The 18869-nt window shown below is 59.7% G+C and carries 17 protein-coding genes and 1 pseudogene; 15 read left to right on the top strand and 3 right to left on the bottom strand.

The features are described from left to right. The 7 genes and pseudogenes from JFT63_RS13830 to JFT63_RS13800 form a co-directional block, all read left to right on the top strand. Positions 1-109: pseudogene (locus tag JFT63_RS13830) on the top strand (peroxidase); the annotation flags it as partial. Between the two features lie 317 nt (positions 110-426). Then, a complete protein-coding gene (gene ssuE, locus JFT63_RS13825) occupies positions 427-1020 on the top strand; it encodes an NADPH-dependent FMN reductase (RefSeq protein WP_057702060.1) in 594 nt (197 codons plus the stop codon). A 96-nt stretch (positions 1021-1116) separates the two neighbouring features. Further along, positions 1117-2085: a sulfonate ABC transporter substrate-binding protein gene (locus tag JFT63_RS13820; protein WP_198844163.1), complete on the top strand. Its 969-nt coding sequence runs from the start codon at positions 1117-1119 to the stop codon at positions 2083-2085. Positions 2086-2110: 25 nt separating this feature from the next. Further along, positions 2111-3259 carry an FMNH2-dependent alkanesulfonate monooxygenase gene (ssuD, locus tag JFT63_RS13815; RefSeq protein WP_198844162.1) on the top strand — a complete coding sequence of 383 codons (1149 nt, stop codon included), beginning with the start codon at positions 2111-2113 and terminating at the stop codon, positions 3257-3259. 9 nt (positions 3260-3268) lie between these two features. Beyond that, on the top strand, positions 3269-4054 hold the full coding sequence (gene ssuC, locus JFT63_RS13810; RefSeq protein WP_057702063.1) for an aliphatic sulfonate ABC transporter permease SsuC: 786 nt from the start codon (positions 3269-3271) through the stop codon (positions 4052-4054). Continuing rightward, positions 4051-4857: an aliphatic sulfonates ABC transporter ATP-binding protein gene (ssuB, locus tag JFT63_RS13805; protein ID WP_198844161.1), complete on the top strand. Its 807-nt coding sequence runs from the start codon at positions 4051-4053 to the stop codon at positions 4855-4857. Before ssuC ends, ssuB begins: the two co-directional genes overlap by 4 nt. A gap of 19 nt (positions 4858-4876) precedes the next feature. Continuing rightward, entirely contained in the window at positions 4877-5092 is a 216-nt protein-coding gene (locus JFT63_RS13800; RefSeq protein WP_003176783.1) for a TOBE domain-containing protein, read from the top strand. Between the two features lie 616 nt (positions 5093-5708). Here the strand turns inward: JFT63_RS13800 and JFT63_RS13795 are convergent. Then, the gene (locus JFT63_RS13795) at positions 5709-6338 is read right to left on the bottom strand and encodes a TetR/AcrR family transcriptional regulator (protein ID WP_198844160.1); all 630 of its coding nucleotides are present in this window, start codon (positions 6336-6338) and stop codon (positions 5709-5711) included. 222 nt (positions 6339-6560) lie between these two features. Further along, complete coding sequence (locus tag JFT63_RS13790) at positions 6561-7937, bottom strand: glutamine synthetase family protein (RefSeq protein WP_003213894.1); 1377 nt, start codon at positions 7935-7937, stop codon at positions 6561-6563. A 597-nt stretch (positions 7938-8534) separates the two neighbouring features. Between JFT63_RS13790 and JFT63_RS13785 the strand changes: the two genes are divergently transcribed. The 7 genes from JFT63_RS13785 to JFT63_RS13755 all read left to right on the top strand — a co-directional run bounded on the left by JFT63_RS13785 (position 8535) and on the right by JFT63_RS13755 (position 16870). Next, on the top strand, positions 8535-9893 hold the full coding sequence (locus JFT63_RS13785) for a glutamine synthetase family protein (RefSeq protein WP_003195249.1): 1359 nt from the start codon (positions 8535-8537) through the stop codon (positions 9891-9893). A gap of 58 nt (positions 9894-9951) precedes the next feature. Continuing rightward, positions 9952-11316 carry an aspartate aminotransferase family protein gene (locus JFT63_RS13780; RefSeq protein WP_057702066.1) on the top strand — a complete coding sequence of 455 codons (1365 nt, stop codon included), beginning with the start codon at positions 9952-9954 and terminating at the stop codon, positions 11314-11316. Between the two features lie 149 nt (positions 11317-11465). Next, complete coding sequence (locus JFT63_RS13775) at positions 11466-12560, top strand: polyamine ABC transporter substrate-binding protein (protein ID WP_186561656.1); 1095 nt, start codon at positions 11466-11468, stop codon at positions 12558-12560. A 210-nt stretch (positions 12561-12770) separates the two neighbouring features. After that, complete coding sequence (locus tag JFT63_RS13770) at positions 12771-13865, top strand: polyamine ABC transporter substrate-binding protein (RefSeq protein ID WP_057702067.1); 1095 nt, start codon at positions 12771-12773, stop codon at positions 13863-13865. A 64-nt stretch (positions 13866-13929) separates the two neighbouring features. Next, a complete protein-coding gene (locus tag JFT63_RS13765; RefSeq protein ID WP_003195240.1) occupies positions 13930-15072 on the top strand; it encodes an ABC transporter ATP-binding protein in 1143 nt (380 codons plus the stop codon). Further along, the gene (locus JFT63_RS13760) at positions 15069-15989 is read left to right on the top strand and encodes an ABC transporter permease subunit (protein ID WP_189663724.1); all 921 of its coding nucleotides are present in this window, start codon (positions 15069-15071) and stop codon (positions 15987-15989) included. The genes JFT63_RS13765 and JFT63_RS13760 overlap by 4 nt, the downstream gene beginning before the upstream one ends. Continuing rightward, positions 15986-16870 (top strand): ABC transporter permease subunit, encoded by an 885-nt coding sequence (locus tag JFT63_RS13755; RefSeq protein WP_003195236.1) that lies wholly within the window; start codon positions 15986-15988, stop codon positions 16868-16870. Before JFT63_RS13760 ends, JFT63_RS13755 begins: the two co-directional genes overlap by 4 nt. 138 nt (positions 16871-17008) lie before the next feature. Here the strand turns inward: JFT63_RS13755 and JFT63_RS13750 are convergent, their stop codons facing one another. Beyond that, positions 17009-17650: an HD domain-containing protein gene (locus JFT63_RS13750; RefSeq protein ID WP_198844159.1), complete on the bottom strand. Its 642-nt coding sequence runs from the start codon at positions 17648-17650 to the stop codon at positions 17009-17011. 247 nt (positions 17651-17897) lie between these two features. Here JFT63_RS13750 and JFT63_RS13745 point away from each other — a divergent pair, with 247 nt between their 5' ends. Then, positions 17898-18863, top strand: a complete 966-nt coding sequence (locus JFT63_RS13745) for a GlxA family transcriptional regulator (protein WP_198844158.1) — start codon at positions 17898-17900, stop codon at positions 18861-18863. Positions 18864-18869 lie beyond the last annotated feature (6 nt).

Genomic DNA, 18869 nt, shown 5'->3' with positions numbered 1-18869 from the left:
GGTAATCGTGCCGTCGCTCAAGGACGAGGAAGAGATCAAGAAACGCTTTCCCAAGGGCTATCGCGCGGTGAAGCCGTACCTGCGCCTTACGCCACAACCCAATCGTTAAGCCGGATATCGCCATCGCGGGCAAGCCCGGCTCCCACAGTTGACCGCATTCCCCAGTGGGAGCCGGGCTTGCCCGCGATGGCGGCCTCATGAACAGCAAAGGCATCAAGTTGCAAACCGTCTCACACAGCAGGGGTTTTCAGGCCGTTTTCACGGCCTTTTTTTCGCCTGGGGGGTGGTGAAGTGCTTATGTGTTTATGGAATAAACAAATGAATAAATAAGATTTATAGATATATAAATCTACTGCTAAGGTCTGTTCCATCTTGGCGCCATCGCCGCACAGCGAACCGCCGACACTTGCTCAAGGAATTACCTACATGCTGGTCGTAACACTTGGAGGCAGCCCCAGCCAGCGTTCGCGCTCCGGGGTGTTGCTGGATAAAACCCGTCAGTGGCTGCAACAGCAGGGCGTGGAAGTGGTGAGTTACCAGATACGTGACTTCCCGGCTGAAGACTTGCTGCACGCACGGTTCGACAGCCCCAAGGTCATCGACCTGCTGCAACAGGTGGCCAATGCCGATGGCCTGGTGATCGCCACGCCGGTATACAAAGCATCGTTCTCCGGCGCGCTGAAAACCGTACTGGACCTGCTGCCCGAACGCGCCCTGGCCCATAAGGTGGTATTGCCGATGGCTACCGGCGGCAGCATCGCCCACATGCTGGCGGTGGACTACGCCTTGAAGCCGGTACTGTCGGCCCTCAAAGCCCAGGAACTGCTCCACGGCATTTTCGCCGAAGACAGCCAGATCGCTTATGGCGAAGGCAGTGCCCAGGCGCAGTTGGTGCCGGTGCTTGAGAAACGCCTGCACGAAGCCCTGGAGCAGCTCTACAGCGCCATGGCCCGACGCCCGAAACCGCTGGACCCGGATGTATTGAATGAACGTTTGTTGAGTGCTCGCTGGAGCATCTGAGCCTTACCCGCAAATCGAGAAACACTCACCTTACTCAGCCGCCAACGGCCAAGCAGGTGCAGCCAAAACCCTAATCGCAACTATGGAGAGAGCGCCATGCGCACTGTCATCTTGCGTCGTGGTCTGGTCGCACTGTTTGCTGCGGCTGTGTCCTTCGGCGCCATTGTTCAAGCCCAAGCCGCCGAGACGCTGCGGATCGGTTATCAAAAATACGGCACCCTGGTGCTGCTCAAAGCCAAAGGCACGCTGGAAAAACGCCTGGCCGCCCAGGGCGTGCAGGTGCAGTGGACCGAGTTCCCGGGGGGCCCGCAATTGCTTGAGGGCCTGAATGTCGGCTCCATCGACTTTGGCGTCACCGGTGAAACCCCGCCGGTGTTTGCCCAGGCGGCTGGCGCGGATCTGCTTTACGTCGCCTACGAACCGCCAGCGCCCACCAGTGAAGCGATCCTGGTGCCCAAGGACTCACCGATCAAATCGGTCGCCGAGCTCAAAGGCAAAAAGGTTGTGCTCAACAAAGGCTCCAACGTGCATTACCTGCTGGTGCGTGCGCTGGAAGATGCCGGCCTCAACTACACCGACGTGAAAACCGTATTCCTGCCACCTGCCGATGCCCGTGCCGCCTTCGAGCGCGGCAGCGTGGATGCCTGGGTGATCTGGGACCCGTACCAGGCCGCCGCCGAGAAACAATTGCAAGCGCGCACCCTGCGCGACGGCACCGGCATTGCCGACAACCACCAGTTCTACCTGGCCACCAAACCCTACGCCCAACAGCACCCTGAAGTGATCAGAGCGCTGGTAGAAGAAGTGCGCGCGGTGGGCGAGTGGTCCAAGGCCAACCCGCAGGAAGTCACCGAACAAGTGGCGCCACTGCTGGGCCTGCCTGCCGACATCACCCTGACCTCGGTAAAACGCCAAGGCTACGGTGCGCTGTTCCTGACCCCGGAAGTGGTCGCCGCCCAACAGAAAATCGCCGACAGCTTCTACCAGCTCAAATTGATCCCCAAACCCTTGAGCATCAAGGACGTGATCTGGACGCCACCCGCCGCGGTTGCCAAAGCGCCTTAACTCGATTTCTTCAGGAGACAACTCCATGAGCCTTAATATTTTCTGGTTCCTGCCTACCCACGGCGACGGCCATTACCTGGGCACCGCTGAAGGCGCTCGCGCCGTCAATCACGGTTACCTGCAACAAGTGGCCCAGGCCGCCGACCGTCTGGGTTTCGGTGGGGTGTTGATCCCTACCGGACGTTCTTGCGAAGACTCCTGGCTGGTGGCCGCCTCGCTGATTCCAGTGACTCAGCGCTTGAAGTTTCTGGTCGCGCTGCGCCCCGGGATCATTTCGCCGACGGTGGCCGCACGTCAGGCCGCAACCCTGGACCGCCTGTCCGGTGGCCGTGCGTTGTTCAACCTGGTGACTGGCGGTGACCCGGAAGAGTTGGCTGGCGATGGCTTGTTCCTCAGCCACGAAGAACGCTATCAGGCCTCGGTGGAGTTCACGCGCATCTGGCGCCGCGTGCTCGAAGGCGAAACCGTGGATTACGACGGCGAGCACATCAGCGTCAAGGGCGCCAAGTTGCTCTACCCGCCGATCCAGCAACCACGTCCGCCGCTGTACTTCGGTGGTTCTTCCGAGGCGGCCCAGGACCTGGCAGCCGAGCAGGTGGAAATGGTCCTGACCTGGGGCGAGCCACCGGCCGCGGTGGCGGAGAAAATTGCGCAAGTGCGTGCCAAGGCCGCGAAACTCGGACGTACCCTGCGCTTCGGCATTCGCCTGCACGTGATCGTGCGCGAGACCAACGAAGAAGCCTGGAAGGCCGCCGATAAATTGATCTCCCACCTGGACGACGACACCATCGCTCGCGCCCAGGCGTCCCTGGCGCGTTTCGATTCGGTCGGCCAGCAACGTATGGCCGCCCTGCATGGCGGCAGCCGTGACAACCTGGAAGTCAGCCCCAACCTCTGGGCCGGCGTCGGCCTGGTACGAGGCGGTGCAGGCACCGCGCTGGTCGGCGATGGCCCGACGGTGGCGGCGCGGGTCAAGGAGTACGCGGACCTGGGCATCGACACCTTCATCTTCTCCGGTTATCCCCACCTGGAAGAGTCGTATCGAGTCGCCGAACTGTTGTTTCCGCACCTGGATATCGAACGTCCTGAACTGCCCAAAAGCGCCGGGTACGTCAGCCCGTTTGGCGAGATGGTCGCCAACGACATCCTTCCCAAAGCTGCGTCGCAGAGTTGAGGCGCCGTTATGGACTTTGAAAAACTCAGCCATCGCGTGGCGCCCTGGGTGCTGCCGATCTTGTTGCTGGCGGTGTGGCAGTTGTCGGTGTCAGCGGGGTGGTTGTCGACGCGCATTTTGCCGGCGCCCAGTGCGGTGATCGAAGCGGGTGTAAACCTGGTGGTCAGCGGTGAAATCTGGACGCACCTGGCCATCAGCGGCTGGCGTGCAGGCCTGGGCTTTGTGATTGGGGGCAGCATCGGCCTGGCCCTGGGTTTTATCACCGGTTTGTCCAAGTGGGGCGAGCGCCTGCTGGACAGCTCGGTACAGATGATCCGCAACGTGCCGCACCTGGCGCTGATTCCGTTGGTGATCCTGTGGTTCGGCATTGACGAGACCGCGAAGATTTTCCTGGTGGCCCTCGGCACCTTGTTCCCGATCTACCTGAACACCTATCACGGCATCCGCAACGTCGACCCGGCGCTGGTGGAAATGTCGCGCAGCTATGGCCTGTCGGGGTTCAGCCTGTTCTGGCAAGTCATCCTGCCTGGCGCGCTGCCGTCGATCCTGGTGGGTGTGCGTTTTGCCCTGGGCTTCATGTGGCTGACACTGATCGTGGCGGAAACCATATCGGCCAGTTCCGGTATCGGCTACCTGGCGATGAATGCCCGTGAATTCCTGCAAACCGACGTGGTGGTGCTGGCCATCGTGATGTACGCGATCCTCGGCAAACTCGCCGACCTGGCAGCGCGTGGCCTGGAACGGGTATGGCTGCGCTGGCACCCGGCGTATCAAGTCAAGGGAGGTGCGGCATGACGGCTCAACAGCCCCCGCGCCTGCTCAAGGGCATTCCCCTGGCGGTGCGCAAGTTGCGCAAATCTTTCGGCACTCGCGAAGTGCTCAAGGACATCGACCTGCATGTTCCGGCCGGTCAATTCGTGGCCGTGGTCGGTCGCAGCGGCTGCGGCAAAAGTACTTTGTTGCGCCTGCTCGCGGGGCTGGACAAGGCCAGTGGCGGTGAGCTGCTGGCCGGCGCTGCGCCGCTGCACGAGGCGATTGAAGACACGCGGTTGATGTTCCAGGAAGCGCGTTTATTGCCGTGGAAAAAGATCATCGACAACGTCGGTCTTGGCCTCACGGGCAACTGGCGCCCCAGAGCGCTGGAGGCGCTGGAAGCAGTGGGCCTGGCCGAGCGCGCCAATGAGTGGCCGGCAGCCTTGTCCGGTGGCCAGAAACAGCGCGTGGCCCTGGCGCGGGCCTTGATCCACCAGCCACGCCTGTTGCTGCTCGACGAGCCGCTGGGCGCACTGGACGCTTTGACCCGTATCGAGATGCAGCAACTGATCGAAAACCTCTGGCGCAAGCACGGTTTCACCGTGTTGCTGGTGACTCACGACGTCAGCGAAGCCGTGGCGATTGCCGACCGTGTGATTCTGATCGAAGACGGCCAAATTGGTCTCGACCTCGCCGTTGATCTGCCACGCCCACGGGCCCGTGGTTCGCACCGCCTGGCCGCGTTGGAAGCCCAGGTGCTCAACCGCGTGCTGTCGCTGCCTGGCTCACCGCCGGAGCCCGAACCCGTTTCACCGTTGCCGACGCAATTGCGTTGGGCTCAATAATCCACACAGGAAAAACATCATGACTATTAAAGCCATTAACGTGCGTAACCAGTTCAAAGGCACCATCAAGGAAATCGTGGTGGGCGATGTACTGTCAGAGATTGATGTGCAGACCGCGTCCGGCATTGTCACTTCGGTGATCACCACGCGCTCGGTCAAAGAGCTGGAGTTGGTGATCGGTAGTGAAGTGATTGCCTTTGTGAAATCCACTGAGGTGTCGATTGCCAAGTTGTGATTGGCGTCGGCCTTGAGACCGCTATCGCAGGTAAACCAGCTCCCACATCGTGATGTGTGAATGCATTCAAATGTGGGAGCTGGCTTGCCTGCGATGAGCATAGGTATCTACACAACTCTTTGGTGCGACGCCGGACCTGTGGGAGGGGGCTTGCCCCCGATGGCGGCCTAAGAGCCAACCGGGATGCTGGATTAGACCGAGTACATATCCGTTATTTGGGTAACGGCTGCTATGGGTTCCGCCCTTACGGCGGCTCACTTTTGAAAAGCGCAAAAGTAAGCAAAACGCTCTTGCCCCACCACTCGGCACCTCGCCTAGGCTCGGTGTGCCCGTAATCCGCCATGGATTTGGGGGGCCGCCGCCACGCGCCATCCATGGCGCGGGGCGGCTAAACCGGCATCCCTGCCGGTTTACCCCCCAAATCCCTGGCGAATTCCGGCCAGCGTGGTTTGACGGGGCGCCTAAGATCAAGATCAAAAGCAGAGCAAGAGCAAGAGCAAGAGCAAGAGCAAGAGCAAGAGCGGCTCGCTTCGCATCGTGGTTAGCGTCGGCAGTGGCTACAAAAAGTTGTGTAGATACCCATGCTGCGATGAGCCCGGCCCAGACAACACTGTCTTCAGCGCTTGGGCAGGTAGGCCGGCAAATAAAGCCCCACATAGGCATCAAACACCCGCATCCCTTCCTCCGCCATGCGTGGCGTAATCAGCCCATGCTGATGCACCGAGCGCGCATACACGCGGTCGCTCAACTCCAGCGCCAGGGCGAACACGTCCACATCGCTGGGTAGCTTCGGCACTTCGAAATGGCGGTTGAACACTTCCAGCATCAAATCGCCCAATTCCAGATCGTGCTGGCGGTCGGCCTGTGTCACTTCAGTCAGCCCGTGCTGTGCCAGGATCAACTGACGTGCGGCGGCGTCGTTGCTGTAAACGGTGAGCATACGCTGCTCGACGATGCACGACAGGTCGCGCCAATGCCTGAGTGAATCATGCTCGATCGGCGCCTGGATTGCTGCGCGGAAGGCGGTATGGACATCCGCCGTCAGCGCCTCCAGCAACGCCGGTACTCCGGCGAAAAAGTGATACACCGACGACGCCGGAATTTGCGCACGTTCGGCCACGCTGTAGATCGACAAACCGGCCACGCCTTCGGCGGCCAGCAAGGTGCGGGCGGCGTCCAGGATCGCGTCGATCCGGGGCTGGCTGCGGGCGCGGGGTTTGCGAGCAGTGGCGGGACGGGTGGGCATGGAAGTCTCCTACAAGGCAGCGGGCATTGTATGAGCAGGGAGGTGTGTTGTCTTCCAGACCGCCATCGGGAGCAAGCCCCCTCCCACATTTAGATCTGTGAATACATTCAAAATGTGGGAGGGGGCTTGCTCCCGATGAGGCCAATTCGGTCTCCCGGAATAAGCCCATAAAAAAGCGCCACCGACCCTAAGCCTATGGCGCTTCTTCAATGCCGCAACCACTTACACGGTATGCAGGTACCAGTTGTACTCAAGGTCGGAAATGGAGTGTTCAAACTCCTCCAGCTCACTTTCCTTACAGGCAACAAAGATATCGATGTATTTAGGATCGATGTACTTGGCCATCACCTCGCTGTCGTCCAACTCGCGCAAGGCATCGCGCAGGTTGTTCGGCAGGCTTTGTTCGTTCTGCTCGTAGCTGTTGCCTTCCACCGGAGCGCCCGGTTCGATCTTGTTGGTCAGACCGTGGTGCACGCCGGCCAGGACCGAAGCCATCAGCAGGTAAGGGTTGGCATCGGCGCCGGCCACGCGGTGTTCGATACGCACGGCATCGGACGAGCCGGTCGGTACGCGAATCGCCACGGTGCGGTTGTCCAGGCCCCAGCACGGCGAGTTCGGCACATAGAACTGTGCGCCGAAACGACGGTAGGAGTTGACGTTGGGGCACAGGAACGCCATTTGGGCGGGCAGGGTCTCCAGCACACCGCCGATCGCGTGACGCAATGCGGCGTTCTGCTCGGGATCCTCGCTGGCAAAAATATTTTTGCCGTCCTTGTCCAGAATGGAGATGTGTACGTGCAGCCCGTTGCCTGCCTGGCCTGGGTAAGGCTTGGCCATGAAGGTGGTGTCCATCTCATGGTCGTAGGCGATGTTCTTGATCAGACGCTTGAGCAGTACCGCGTAATCGCAGGCCTTGATCGGGTCGGCCACGTGGTGCAGGTTCACTTCGAACTGCGCCGGGGCACTTTCCTTGACGATGGCATCGGCCGGAATGCCTTGCTCCTTGGCACCTTCCAGAATGTCCTGGAGGCAGTCGACGTATTCGTCGAGGTCGTCGATCAGGTAGACCTGTGTCGAGTGCGGGCGTTTGCCGGAGATCGGCGAGCGGGGCGGTTGTGGGCGGCCGTTCACGTTCTCCTGGTCGATCAGGTAGAACTCAAGCTCGAAGGCGGCGCAGATGGTCAGGCCGAGGTCATCAAACTTGCTTACAACCTGGCGGAGCACTTCGCGCGGGTCGGCGAAGAAAGGTTCACCTTCAAGTTCGTGCATGGTCATCAGCAGTTGCGCAGTAGGGCGCTTTTGCCAGGGTTCATTGCACAGGGTGTCGGGGATTGGATAACAGATTCGGTCAGCATCACCGATGTCCAGACCCAGGCCGGTGCTTTCCACCGTCGAGCCATTGATATCCAGGGCAAATAAAGAGGCAGGCAGGTTAATGCCCTTCTCGTAAACCTTGTGGAGGCTGGTGCGTTCGATGCGCTTGCCGCGCACCACACCATTCATATCCGCAATTAGAAGGTCTACGTACAGAACCTCAGGATGATCCTTAAGGAACGCGTTCGCTTCGTTAAGCTGAACGGCACGCGGGGGTACCGACATGATGCAACACCTTTGTTGTTAAAAATATCAATCATTGATCTTTTCTGGTTTCAGTCAACCCGAACGGCTTGCCGAAGTCAAGCGAGGCATTTTTTGCCCTAAAAAAGCACCATGAAGCCTTTTTTGCGGTGTTTTGGGGCGGTTTTTTGGGTTTGGGGGGCTTGGGACCTGCAGGCTTGAGCGGGCCGTGTTGTATTTTTTACGGGGGTGTTGTGTAAAAAAATGAACAAGGCTAAGCTCGATTCAAACCCATAACAGCAATAATACCGGGGTGCTTCATGTTTCACCTGCCGCCAATCGGCGTCTCTGCGTGCTTGCGCCAAACGTTGTGCGCAGTTCGCTCGTCCCGCGTGAATGCTCACGCACCGGCCAATATTCTTGACGGCCAGTCCGACCTCCTCTTTGCCAACGCCTGCGCCACCCACCCACCTTTTTTCGCCGTGCCGATCATGATTCTGCACAACTTTGGCGTGAGGAATGCAACCCTTGGGCAAATGGCAGGTAAGCTCCTACCCTGAATGAACAAACGACGCGGATGCTGCGTCAACCAACGCCTGGCCTTTAATGGATGCCAGGAAACCCAGCCCAGAGGCATTTATGAGTAACAACCTCGACCAGCTCACCGATTGGTTGAAAGACCACAAGATCACAGAAGTCGAATGCATGATTGGCGACCTCACCGGTATTACCCGGGGCAAGATCTCGCCGACCAACAAGTTCATCGCCGAAAAAGGCATGCGCCTGCCCGAAAGCGTTCTGTTGCAGACCGTGACCGGCGACTATGTCGAAGACGACATCTATTACGAATTGCTCGACCCGGCCGACATCGACATGATCTGCCGCCCCGACCAGAACGCGGTATTCCTGGTGCCCTGGGCTATCGAGCCAACCGCTCAGGTGATCCACGACACCTACGACAAGCAAGGCAACCCGATCGAGCTGTCGCCGCGCAACGTGCTCAAGAAAGTCCTCAAACTCTACTCCGACCGCGGCTGGCAGCCCATCGTGGCGCCGGAGATGGAGTTCTACCTGACCAAGCGCTGCGAAGACCCGGACTTCCCGCTGCAACCGCCGATTGGCCGCTCCGGCCGCCCGGAAACCGGTCGCCAGTCCTTCTCTATAGAAGCAGCCAACGAATTCGACCCGCTGTTCGAAGACGTCTACGACTGGTGCGAACTGCAGGAGCTGGACCTCGACACCCTGATCCACGAAGACGGCACCGCGCAGATGGAAATCAACTTCCGTCACGGCGATGCGCTGTCTCTGGCCGACCAGATCCTGGTGTTCAAGCGCACCATGCGTGAAGCCGCGCTCAAGCACGATGTGGCCGCCACCTTCATGGCCAAGCCGATGACCGGCGAGCCCGGCAGCGCGATGCACCTGCACCAGAGCATCATCGACATCGCCACCGGCAAGAACGTCTTCTCCAATGAAGACGGGACCATGAGCCAGCTGTTCCTCAACCACATTGGCGGCCTGCAGAAATTCATCCCTGAATTGCTGCCGTTGTTCGCCCCCAACGTGAACTCGTTCCGCCGCTTCCTGCCCGACACCTCGGCGCCGGTGAACGTGGAATGGGGCGAAGAAAACCGCACCGTCGGCCTGCGCGTACCGGATGCCGGCCCGCAGAACCGTCGCGTGGAAAACCGCCTGCCGGGTGCCGACGCCAACCCCTACCTGGCGATTGCCGCCAGTTTGTTGTGTGGCTACATCGGCATGGTCGAAGGCCATAACCCGAGCGCGCCCGTGGTCGGCCGTGGGTACGAGCGCCGCAATCTGCGCCTGCCGTTGACCATCGAAGACGCCCTTGAGCGTATGGAAAACAGCAAGACCATCGAGAAATACCTGGGGCAAAAGTTCATCACAGGCTACGTCGCGGTCAAGCGGGCCGAGCATGAAAACTTCAAGCGCGTGATCAGTTCGTGGGAGCGGGAATTCCTGCTCTTCGCCGTCTGATGCGCCGGGCGCGTCGTAGGAAAGACGCGCCTTCACCTGAAAAGTCTAGGAGATTGGTATGTCCGGCAACAACCCGCAAACCCGTGAATGGCAAGCCTTGAGCAATGATCACCACCTGGCGCCGTTCAGCGACTTCAAGCAATTGAAAGAGAAAGGCCCAAGGATCATCACCAAAGCCCACGGCGTTTACCTGTGGGACAGCGAAGGCAACAAGATCCTCGACGGCATGGCCGGCCTGTGGTGCGTGGCGATCGGCTATGGTCGCGACGAACTGGCTGACGCCGCCGCCAAACAGATGAAAGAGCTGCCTTACTACAACCTGTTCTTCCAGACCGCTCACCCGCCGGTGCTTGAACTGGCTAAAGTCATTTCCGAAGTCGCACCCGCCGGCATGAACCATGTGTTCTTCACCGGCTCCGGCTCCGAAGGCAACGACACCATGTTGCGCATGGTCCGCCACTACTGGGCGATCAAGGGCCAGCCAAACAAGAAAACCATCATTGCCCGCAAGAATGGCTACCACGGCTCTACCGTGGCCGGCGCCAGCCTGGGCGGCATGACCTATATGCACGAGCAGGGCGACTTGCCGATCCCGGGCATTACCCACATCGCCCAGCCGTACTGGTTTGGCGAAGGCGGCGACATGAGCCCCGAGGAATTCGGTGTGTGGGCCGCCAACCAGTTGGAAGAGAAAATCCTGGAGCTGGGCGTGGACAACGTCGGCGCCTTTATTGCCGAGCCGATCCAGGGCGCCGGTGGCGTAATTGTGCCGCCTGCCACGTACTGGCCGCGCATCAAGGAAATCCTCGCCAAGTACGACATTCTGTTTGTCGCCGACGAAGTGATCTGCGGTTTCGGCCGTACCGGTGAGTGGTTCGGTAGCGATTTCTACGACCTCAAGCCACACATGATGACCATCGCCAAGGGCCTGACCTCGGGCTACGTGCCCATGGGCGGCCTGATCGTGCGCGACGAAGTGGTGGCGGTGCTCAACGAAGGGGGCGATTTCAACCACGGCTTTACTTACTCCGGTCACCCGGTAGCCGCAGCCGTGGCCCTGGAAAACATCCGCATCCTGCGCGATGAAAAAATAGTCAGCCGTGTACACGACGAAACGGCACCGTATTTGCAGAAACGTCTGAGGGAACTGGCTGATCACCCGCTGGTGGGCGAAGTGCGCGGCGTGGGTATGCTCGGTGCGATCGAGCTGGTGCAGGACAAGGCCACGCGCAAACGTCATGAAGGCAAGGGCGCCGGCATGATCTGCCGAACCTTCTGCTTCGAGAATGGCCTGATCATGCGCGCCGTGGGCGACACCATGATCATTTCGCCGCCGCTGGTGATCAGCCAGGCAGAAATCGACGAGCTGGTGACCAAGGCCCGTCATTGCCTGGACCTGACGTTGGCGGCATTGCAGGGCTGAGTAGATAAATGCGGGGGCCGGTTGAAAGCGGGCCCCTGAACTTGCCAGACTGTCGTCCTGTTTTGTTGCCCTTTGGCTGGGCCCGAAACATACACAATGTGCGGCCCAAAAAAGAAAAATCGGAGCATCACCCAATGAAGGCATTAGGTTTGAAAAACGCTGGCAAGACCCTCCTGGCCTTGTCCCTGATGGGCGCAATGGCGAGCGCGGCCCAGGCCGCCGATAAAGTGCTGCACGTCTACAACTGGTCCGACTACATAGCACCGGACACCATCGCCAACTTTGAAAAAGAGTCGGGCATCAAAGTGGTGTACGACGTGTTCGACAGCAACGAGACCCTGGAAGCCAAGTTGCTGGCAGGCAAGTCCGGCTACGACATCGTCGTGCCGTCCAACAGCTTCCTTGCCAAGCAGATCAAGGCCGGTGTCTACCAGGAGCTGGACAAGTCCAAGCTGTCCAACTACGACAACCTGAACAAATCCCTGCTCAAGGCCGTATCGGTCAGCGACCCGGACAACAAGCACGCCTTCCCGTACATGTGGGGCTCAATGGGCATTGGCTACAACCCGGAGAAGGTCAAGGCCGCCCTGGGCGTGGACAAGATCGACTCATGGGACGTACTGATGAAGCCGGAAAACATCGCCAAGCTGAAAAGCTGCGGCGTGAGCTTCCTCGATTCGCCAACCGAAATGCTGCCGGTAGCGCTGCATTACCTGGGCCTGCCGACCGACACGACGAAGAAGGCTGATCTGAAACAGGCCGAAGACCTGTTCATGAAAATCCGTCCTTCGATCGGCTACTTCCACTCCTCCAAGTACATCTCCGACCTGGCCAACGGCAACATCTGCGTGGCTGTGGGCTACTCGGGTGACATCGAACAGGCCAAAACCCGTGCGGCTGAAGCCGGTGGCAAGGTCAAGATCGCCTATGACATTCCCAAGGAAGGTGCTGGCAGCTTCTTCGACATGGTCGCCATTCCCAAGGATGCCGAAAACGTCGAGGCTGCCTACGCATTCATGAACTACCTGCTCAAGCCAGACGTCATGGCCGCGATCACCAACAGTGTGCGTTTCCCGAACGGTAATGAGAAAGCCACCGCCCTGGTTGATAAAGACATCACCAGCGATCCGGGTATTTATCCGTCGGCCGAAGTGCAATCCAAGCTCTACGCCATTGCCGACATGCCGGCGGCAACTCAGCGTGAAATGACCCGTAGCTGGACCAAGATCAAATCGGGCAAGTAAGCCTTAAAACCTGTGGGAGGGGGGCTTGCCCCCGATGACGGAGTGTCAGTCGGCGATTCTCTCGGATGGTACATCGCCATCGGGGGCAAGCCCCCTCCCACAAATTAGATCAAAGAAAGTTTTGCCGGATCGGTTTATCGAGGGTAAGTTGCGCGCCGGTTTTGTTGCCGGGCAACAACTTTGGGCCCAACTATTTAAGAGGACCTCCACTTGCCAATTTCTTTATTTCGCAAAGCCTTGCTGGTGGGTGCAGGTATCACGCTGGCTGTCAGCGTGCAGGCCGCATCGACAGTGCATGTTTATAACTGGTCGGACTACATCGGCCCCGACACCCTGGCCAACTTTGAAAAGGCCAGCGGCATCAAGCCCGTGTATGACGTGTTTGATTCCAACGAAACCCTGGAAGGCAAGTTGCTCGCCGGGCGTACCGGCTATGACGTGGTCGTGCCGTCCAACCATTTCCTCGGTAAGCAGATTAAGGCCGGGGCGTTCCAGAAGCTCGACAAGTCACTGCTGACAAACTACGCCAACCTTGACCCGGCCCTGCTCAAGCGCCTGGAAAAGAACGACCCGGGCAACCAGTACGCGGTGCCGTACCTGTGGGGCACCAACGGCATTGGCTACAACGTCGATAAGGTCAAGGAAGTGCTGGGCGTCGACCATATCGATTCCTGGGCGGTGTTGTTCGAACCGGAAAACATGAAGAAGCTCGCCACCTGCGGTGTGTCGTTCATGGATTCAGCTGATGAAATGCTGCCGGCCGTGCTCAACTACATGGGGCTGGACCCTAACAGCACCAACCCGGCCGACTACAAGAAGGCTGAAGAGAAGCTGCTCAAAGTGCGGCCCTACGTGACCTACTTCCATTCCTCCAAATACATTTCGGACCTGGCCAACGGCAACATTTGCGTGGCCGCCGGTTTCTCCGGTGATGTGTTCCAGGCCAAGGCCCGCGCGGCCGAGGCGGGCAAGGGCGTGAACATCGCCTACGCAATTCCCAAGGAAGGCGGCAACCTCTGGTTTGACGTACTGGCGATCCCCAAGGATGCGAGCAACGTTAAAGAGGCTCACGCCTTCATCAACTATTTGCTGCAACCTGAGGTGATCGCCCAGGTCAGTGATTACGTCGGTTACGCCAACCCTAACCCCGGGGCGGACAAACTGATGGAACAATCGATACGCACCGACGCAGCGGTTTACCCACCGCAGGCGGTTCTCGAGCGGACATTCGTCAACTTCGAGCTACCCCCGAAAGTGCAGCGTTTAATGACCCGTAGCTGGACCAAGGTCAAGACGGGCAAGTAAGGCTCAAACTATCCAAGGCTGGCCCGTATTGGGCGAGCTGCACTCTTTTTTGGGAGTTTCGTAAATGGCAGTTGCCTCCGGCGCCTATAAGAAAGCCCTCGAGGGCGACCAGACACCGAAAAAGGTGCTGGTCAAAATCGACCGGGTCACGAAGAAGTTCGACGAGACGATTGCGGTGGACGATGTGTCCCTGGAAATCAAGAAAGGCGAGATCTTCGCCTTGCTCGGCGGCTCGGGTTCGGGCAAGTCCACCTTGCTGCGCATGCTTGCAGGTTTCGAGCGCCCAACCGAAGGCCGCATCTACCTGGACGGCGTGGACATCACCGACATGCCGCCCTACGAGCGGCCGATCAACATGATGTTCCAATCCTACGCGCTGTTCCCGCACATGACCGTAGCGCAGAACATTGCGTTCGGCCTGCAGCAGGACAAGATCCCCAAGGCCGAAGTCGACGCCCGCGTGGCCGAGATGCTCAAGCTGGTGCAGATGAGCCAGTACGCCAAGCGCAAGCCGCACCAACTGTCCGGCGGTCAACGCCAGCGTGTGGCCCTGGCCCGTTCCCTGGCCAAACGCCCGAAACTGCTGCTGCTCGATGAGCCGATGGGCGCCCTGGACAAGAAGCTGCGTTCGCAGATGCAACTGGAACTTGTGGAAATCATCGAGCGCGTCGGCGTGACCTGCGTGATGGTGACCCACGACCAGGAAGAGGCCATGACCATGGCCGAACGCATCGCGATCATGCACCTGGGCTGGATCGCTCAGATCGGCAGCCCGATCGACATCTACGAAACCCCTACCAGCCGCCTGGTGTGTGAGTTCATCGGCAACGTCAACATCTTCGACACCCAGGTGGTGGACGACGCCGAAGGCCACGCGGTGCTCAAGTGCCCGGACCTGGATCGCGACATTTACGTAGGCTACGGCATCGCCACCTCGGTGGAAGACAAGTCGGTGACCTACGCGATTCGCCCGGAAAAACTGCTGGTCACCACCGAAATGCCAACCTGCGAGCACAACTGGTCCAGCGGCAAGGTGCACGACATTGCTTACCTGGGCGGCCACTCGGTGTTCTACGTGGAGCTGCCGAGCGGCAAGCTGGTGCAGTCCTTTGTTGCCAACGCCGAACGCCGTGGCCAGCGCCCAACCTGGGGTGATCAGGTGTACGTGTGGTGGGAAGACGACAGCGGCGTGGTACTTCGCTCATGAACATGAAGAAATTCAAGCGGCGCTTGGATCGCATCGTGCCCAATGGCAAGCAGGTGGTCATCGGGATTCCCTTCCTCTGGCTGTTCCTGTTTTTCGCACTGCCGTTTTTCATCGTGCTGAAAATCAGCTTTGCCGAAGCCGATGTGGCGATCCCGCCCTATACCGAGATCTATACCTACGTTGAGCAAAAGCTGGAGGTGGTGCTGAACCTGGCCAACTACAGCTTGCTGGCGGGCGACGAGTTGTACATCGCCGCTTACCTGGGCTCGCTGAAAATGGCGTTTTTCAGCACGCTGCTGTGCCTGCTGATCGGCTACCCGATGGCCTACGCCATCGCTACCGCGCGCAAAGAGATGCAGACCGTGCTGGTGCTGCTGATCATGATGCCCACCTGGACCGCGATCCTGATCCGGGTGTATGCGTGGATGGGCATTCTCAGCAACAACGGTTTGCTCAATGGCTTCCTGATGTCCATGGGGCTGATCAGCGAACCCTTGCAGATCCTCAACACCAACGTCGCGGTGTATATCGGCGTGGTCTACTCGTATCTGCCGTTCATGATCCTGCCGCTGTACGCCAACCTGGTCAAACACGACCAGAGCCTGCTCGAAGCTGCTTCGGACCTCGGTTCGAGTACCTTCAACAGCTTCTGGAAAATCACTGTGCCGCTGTCCAAGAACGGCATCATCGCCGGCTGCATGTTGGTGTTTATCCCGGTGGTGGGCGAGTTCGTGATTCCTGAACTGCTCGGCGGCCCGGAAACCCTGATGATCGGTAAAGTGTTGTGGCAGGAATTCTTCAACAACCGTGACTGGCCGGTGGCGTCTGCCCTGGCGGTGGTGATGCTGGCGATCCTGATCGTGCCGATCATTCTGTTCAACCGCAGCCAGGCCAAAGAGCTGGAGGGCAAGATATGAAGCGCTTTCGTTTCTCCAGCTTCATGCTGGTCGCAGGCTTGTTGTTCATCTACCTGCCGATGTTGATCCTGGTGATCTACTCGTTCAACGAATCCAAGCTGGTGACGGTGTGGGGCGGTTGGTCAATCAAGTGGTACGTGGGCCTGCTGGACAACACCCAGTTGATGGGCTCGGTGGCTCGCTCTCTGGAAATCGCCTGCTACACGGCGGTGGCGGCGGTGGCGCTGGGCACATTGGCGGCCTTTGTGCTCACGCGCATCAGCCAGTTCAAGGGCCGTACGCTGTTTGGCGGCCTGGTGACGGCGCCGTTGGTGATGCCTGAGGTGATCACCGGTCTGTCGCTGTTGCTGCTCTTCGTGGCCATGGCGCAGATGATCGGCTGGCCCCAGGAGCGTGGCATCGTCACCATCTGGATCGCCCACACGACGTTCTGTGCGGCGTATGTGGCGGTGGTGGTGTCGGCGCGCTTGCGTGAGCTGGACTTGTCGATTGAAGAAGCGGCGATGGATCTGGGCGCGCGACCCTGGAAGGTGTTCTTCCTGATCACCATCCCGATGATCGCGCCGTCCCTGGCGGCGGGCGGCATGATGTCGTTCGCGCTGTCCCTGGATGACCTGGTACTGGCCAGCTTCGTGTCGGGCCCGGGTTCGACCACCTTGCCGATGGAAGTGTTCTCGGCGGTGCGCCTTGGGGTTAAGCCCGAGATCAACGCGGTGGCGAGCCTGATCCTGTTGGCGGTGTCGTTGGTGACCTTCCTGGTGTGGTTCTTCAGCCGCCGTGCCGAAGAGCACCGCAAGAAGGCCATCCAGCAAGCCATCGAAGAAGCCGCAGCGGATGGCTGGCAACAGCCGGACAAGCGCCGGGCTCCCGCCCCGGTCTAACTGCCGGAGCAGGGTGAAAATGTGGGAGCTGGCTTGCCTGCGATGGCGGTGTATCAGTCACTTATTAGGTGCTGACCCACCGCCATCGCAGGCAAGCCAGCTCCCACAGTAGTTTTGCGGTGCTTATAAAATCGGGTTTCAGTCAGCCCACGGCGACGTGCGGATCACCTGCACAAAATTCATCGGCTTGAACCCCGGCTCCTGATCCACCAGCACATCAGTCTTCACATTGCCAAACGTGGTCTGCGGGCGATGGCGCAAGCCGTCGGCGAAGGCGCAGATGATGCACTCCTTGAACCCTTCACCGCGTGGATGCGCATGCACCACCGCTTCGCGCTGCACCGTGGAAAATGCGGCGTAGTCCATGCCCAACACGTCCATCTCCACCCCGGCGGTTACCAGTGCTACGGTGGGGCGCAGGTGTTGCGGCACACCCGGCGTGGTGTGCAGGGCGATGGACAGCCACACTTGTTCGATATCGTCATCGCTCAGCCCATAAGGCTTGAGGAACGCGGCGGCGGCGTTGGCACCGTCCACTTCGAAACGCTGATCGTCACTGCGATGGCCTTCCACCAGGCCCAGGTCGTGGAACATCGCGCCGACGTACAGCAGCTCCGGGTTGTAGGCCAGTTGTTTGCGCTCTCCGCTCAAGGCGCCGAACAGGAATACCCGGCGTGAGTGGTGGTAGAGCAGGTCGGATTCGATGTCGCGGATATATTCGGTGGTGGCCTTGGCCAATGCGCTGTCTGGGATTTTGATGCCGGCGATGCTGGTGCTCATGGTGGATCTCCTCTGGAAAGTATTCAGTCTGGTCCCATGACCCTGGACGGGCTATCGCGACAGGGAGGTGATCCCGGCCAATGTGCCGCCACATCGTGCCAAGCATGTAGGCGATCCCCTGTGGGAGCTGGCTTGTCTGCGATAGCATCACCTCGGTGTACCTGAGGTACCGAGTCGCCTGCATCGCAGGCAAGCCAGCTCCCACAAGGGGGTCGCGTTTATCCAGTTAAAAAAGGTGTTTGTGACCATGGGCAGAACTGTCGCGATCCTGATCTTTCCCGGGGTCCAGTCACTGGATGTGACCGGGCCGATGGATGTGTTCTGCGAGGCCAATCGCTTCCTGGCGCCCGACGATCACTACCGCCTGGAAGTGATCGGTTTCGGCCGCGGTACTCTGGCTGCCTCCAATGGCCTGTCATTGCAGGCCCACACGCACTACAGCGAAGCCCAGCAGCCCTACGACTTGTTGCTGGTCGCCGGTGGCCCACAGTTGCCCTTTGAAGACTTTGGTTCCGAGTTTGACGGCTGGCTGCGCGCTGCCGCCGCGAAGGCACAACGCTTCGGCTCGATCTGCAATGGCGCCTTCATGTTGGCCCGCGCCGGCCTGCTGGACGGTAAAACCGTCACTACCCACTGGAATGATGCCGCCAGCCTGGCGCGCCTGTGCCCTTCGGCCCAGGTCGAGGCCGACCGTCTCTATGTGCAGGACGGCAAGCTCTACACCTCGGCCGGGGTCACGGCAGGTATCGACCTGTCGCTGTACCTGCTGGCCCAGGATCACGGCCCGGAAGTGGCGCTGAGCGTGGCCAAGCGCCTGGTGGTCTTCACCCAACGCTCGGGCGGGCAATCGCAGTTCAGCCCGTTCCTTACGCCCCATGCCGAAGCCACCTCGGCGGTGGCGTTGGTGCAGCTATATGTGCTGGCCAACCTGACCGGGGATTTGACCATTGCCGATTTGGCCAGGGCGGCCCATATGAGTGCGCGCAACTTCTCCCGGGTGTTCGCCCGTGAAGCGCGAATCACGCCAGCGGAGTTTGTCGAGAGAGCGCGGGTGGATGCGGCGCGGGTGATGCTCGAAAGCAGCCATGCGCCGCTCAAAACGGTGGCCTATCAGTGCGGGTTTCGCGATGCCCAGCACATGCGCAGCGTGTTCAATCGGCGACTGGGTGTCACGCCGCAACAATTCAGGCTTAACTTCGCCGCCCCCGCGTAGCGATAA

Source organism: Pseudomonas sp. MF7453 (genome assembly GCF_016405455.1).
Lineage (GTDB): Bacteria > Pseudomonadota > Gammaproteobacteria > Pseudomonadales > Pseudomonadaceae > Aquipseudomonas > Aquipseudomonas paralactis.
Note: the sequence above shows the minus strand (reverse complement) of the source record. Positions and strands in the feature narration are given on the sequence as shown.

What these genes read in the sequence shown, in the direction of transcription:
- ssuE (WP_057702060.1), top strand. Translation starts at nt 427, where the DNA reads ATGCTGGTCGTAACACTTGGAGGCAGCCCCAGCCAGCGTTCGCGCTCC.
- JFT63_RS13800 (WP_003176783.1), top strand. Translation starts at nt 4,877, where the DNA reads ATGACTATTAAAGCCATTAACGTGCGTAACCAGTTCAAAGGCACCATC.
- JFT63_RS13750 (WP_198844159.1), bottom strand. Translation starts at nt 17,650, where the DNA reads ATGAGCACCAGCATCGCCGGCATCAAAATCCCAGACAGCGCATTGGCC.
- ssuD (WP_198844162.1), top strand. Translation starts at nt 2,111, where the DNA reads ATGAGCCTTAATATTTTCTGGTTCCTGCCTACCCACGGCGACGGCCAT.
- JFT63_RS13765 (WP_003195240.1), top strand. Translation starts at nt 13,930, where the DNA reads ATGGCAGTTGCCTCCGGCGCCTATAAGAAAGCCCTCGAGGGCGACCAG.
- JFT63_RS13785 (WP_003195249.1), top strand. Translation starts at nt 8,535, where the DNA reads ATGAGTAACAACCTCGACCAGCTCACCGATTGGTTGAAAGACCACAAG.
- JFT63_RS13745 (WP_198844158.1), top strand. Translation starts at nt 17,898, where the DNA reads ATGGGCAGAACTGTCGCGATCCTGATCTTTCCCGGGGTCCAGTCACTG.
- ssuC (WP_057702063.1), top strand. Translation starts at nt 3,269, where the DNA reads ATGGACTTTGAAAAACTCAGCCATCGCGTGGCGCCCTGGGTGCTGCCG.
- JFT63_RS13780 (WP_057702066.1), top strand. Translation starts at nt 9,952, where the DNA reads ATGTCCGGCAACAACCCGCAAACCCGTGAATGGCAAGCCTTGAGCAAT.
- JFT63_RS13760 (WP_189663724.1), top strand. Translation starts at nt 15,069, where the DNA reads ATGAACATGAAGAAATTCAAGCGGCGCTTGGATCGCATCGTGCCCAAT.
- JFT63_RS13795 (WP_198844160.1), bottom strand. Translation starts at nt 6,338, where the DNA reads ATGCCCACCCGTCCCGCCACTGCTCGCAAACCCCGCGCCCGCAGCCAG.
- ssuB (WP_198844161.1), top strand. Translation starts at nt 4,051, where the DNA reads ATGACGGCTCAACAGCCCCCGCGCCTGCTCAAGGGCATTCCCCTGGCG.
- JFT63_RS13790 (WP_003213894.1), bottom strand. Translation starts at nt 7,937, where the DNA reads ATGTCGGTACCCCCGCGTGCCGTTCAGCTTAACGAAGCGAACGCGTTC.
- JFT63_RS13820 (WP_198844163.1), top strand. Translation starts at nt 1,117, where the DNA reads ATGCGCACTGTCATCTTGCGTCGTGGTCTGGTCGCACTGTTTGCTGCG.
- JFT63_RS13755 (WP_003195236.1), top strand. Translation starts at nt 15,986, where the DNA reads ATGAAGCGCTTTCGTTTCTCCAGCTTCATGCTGGTCGCAGGCTTGTTG.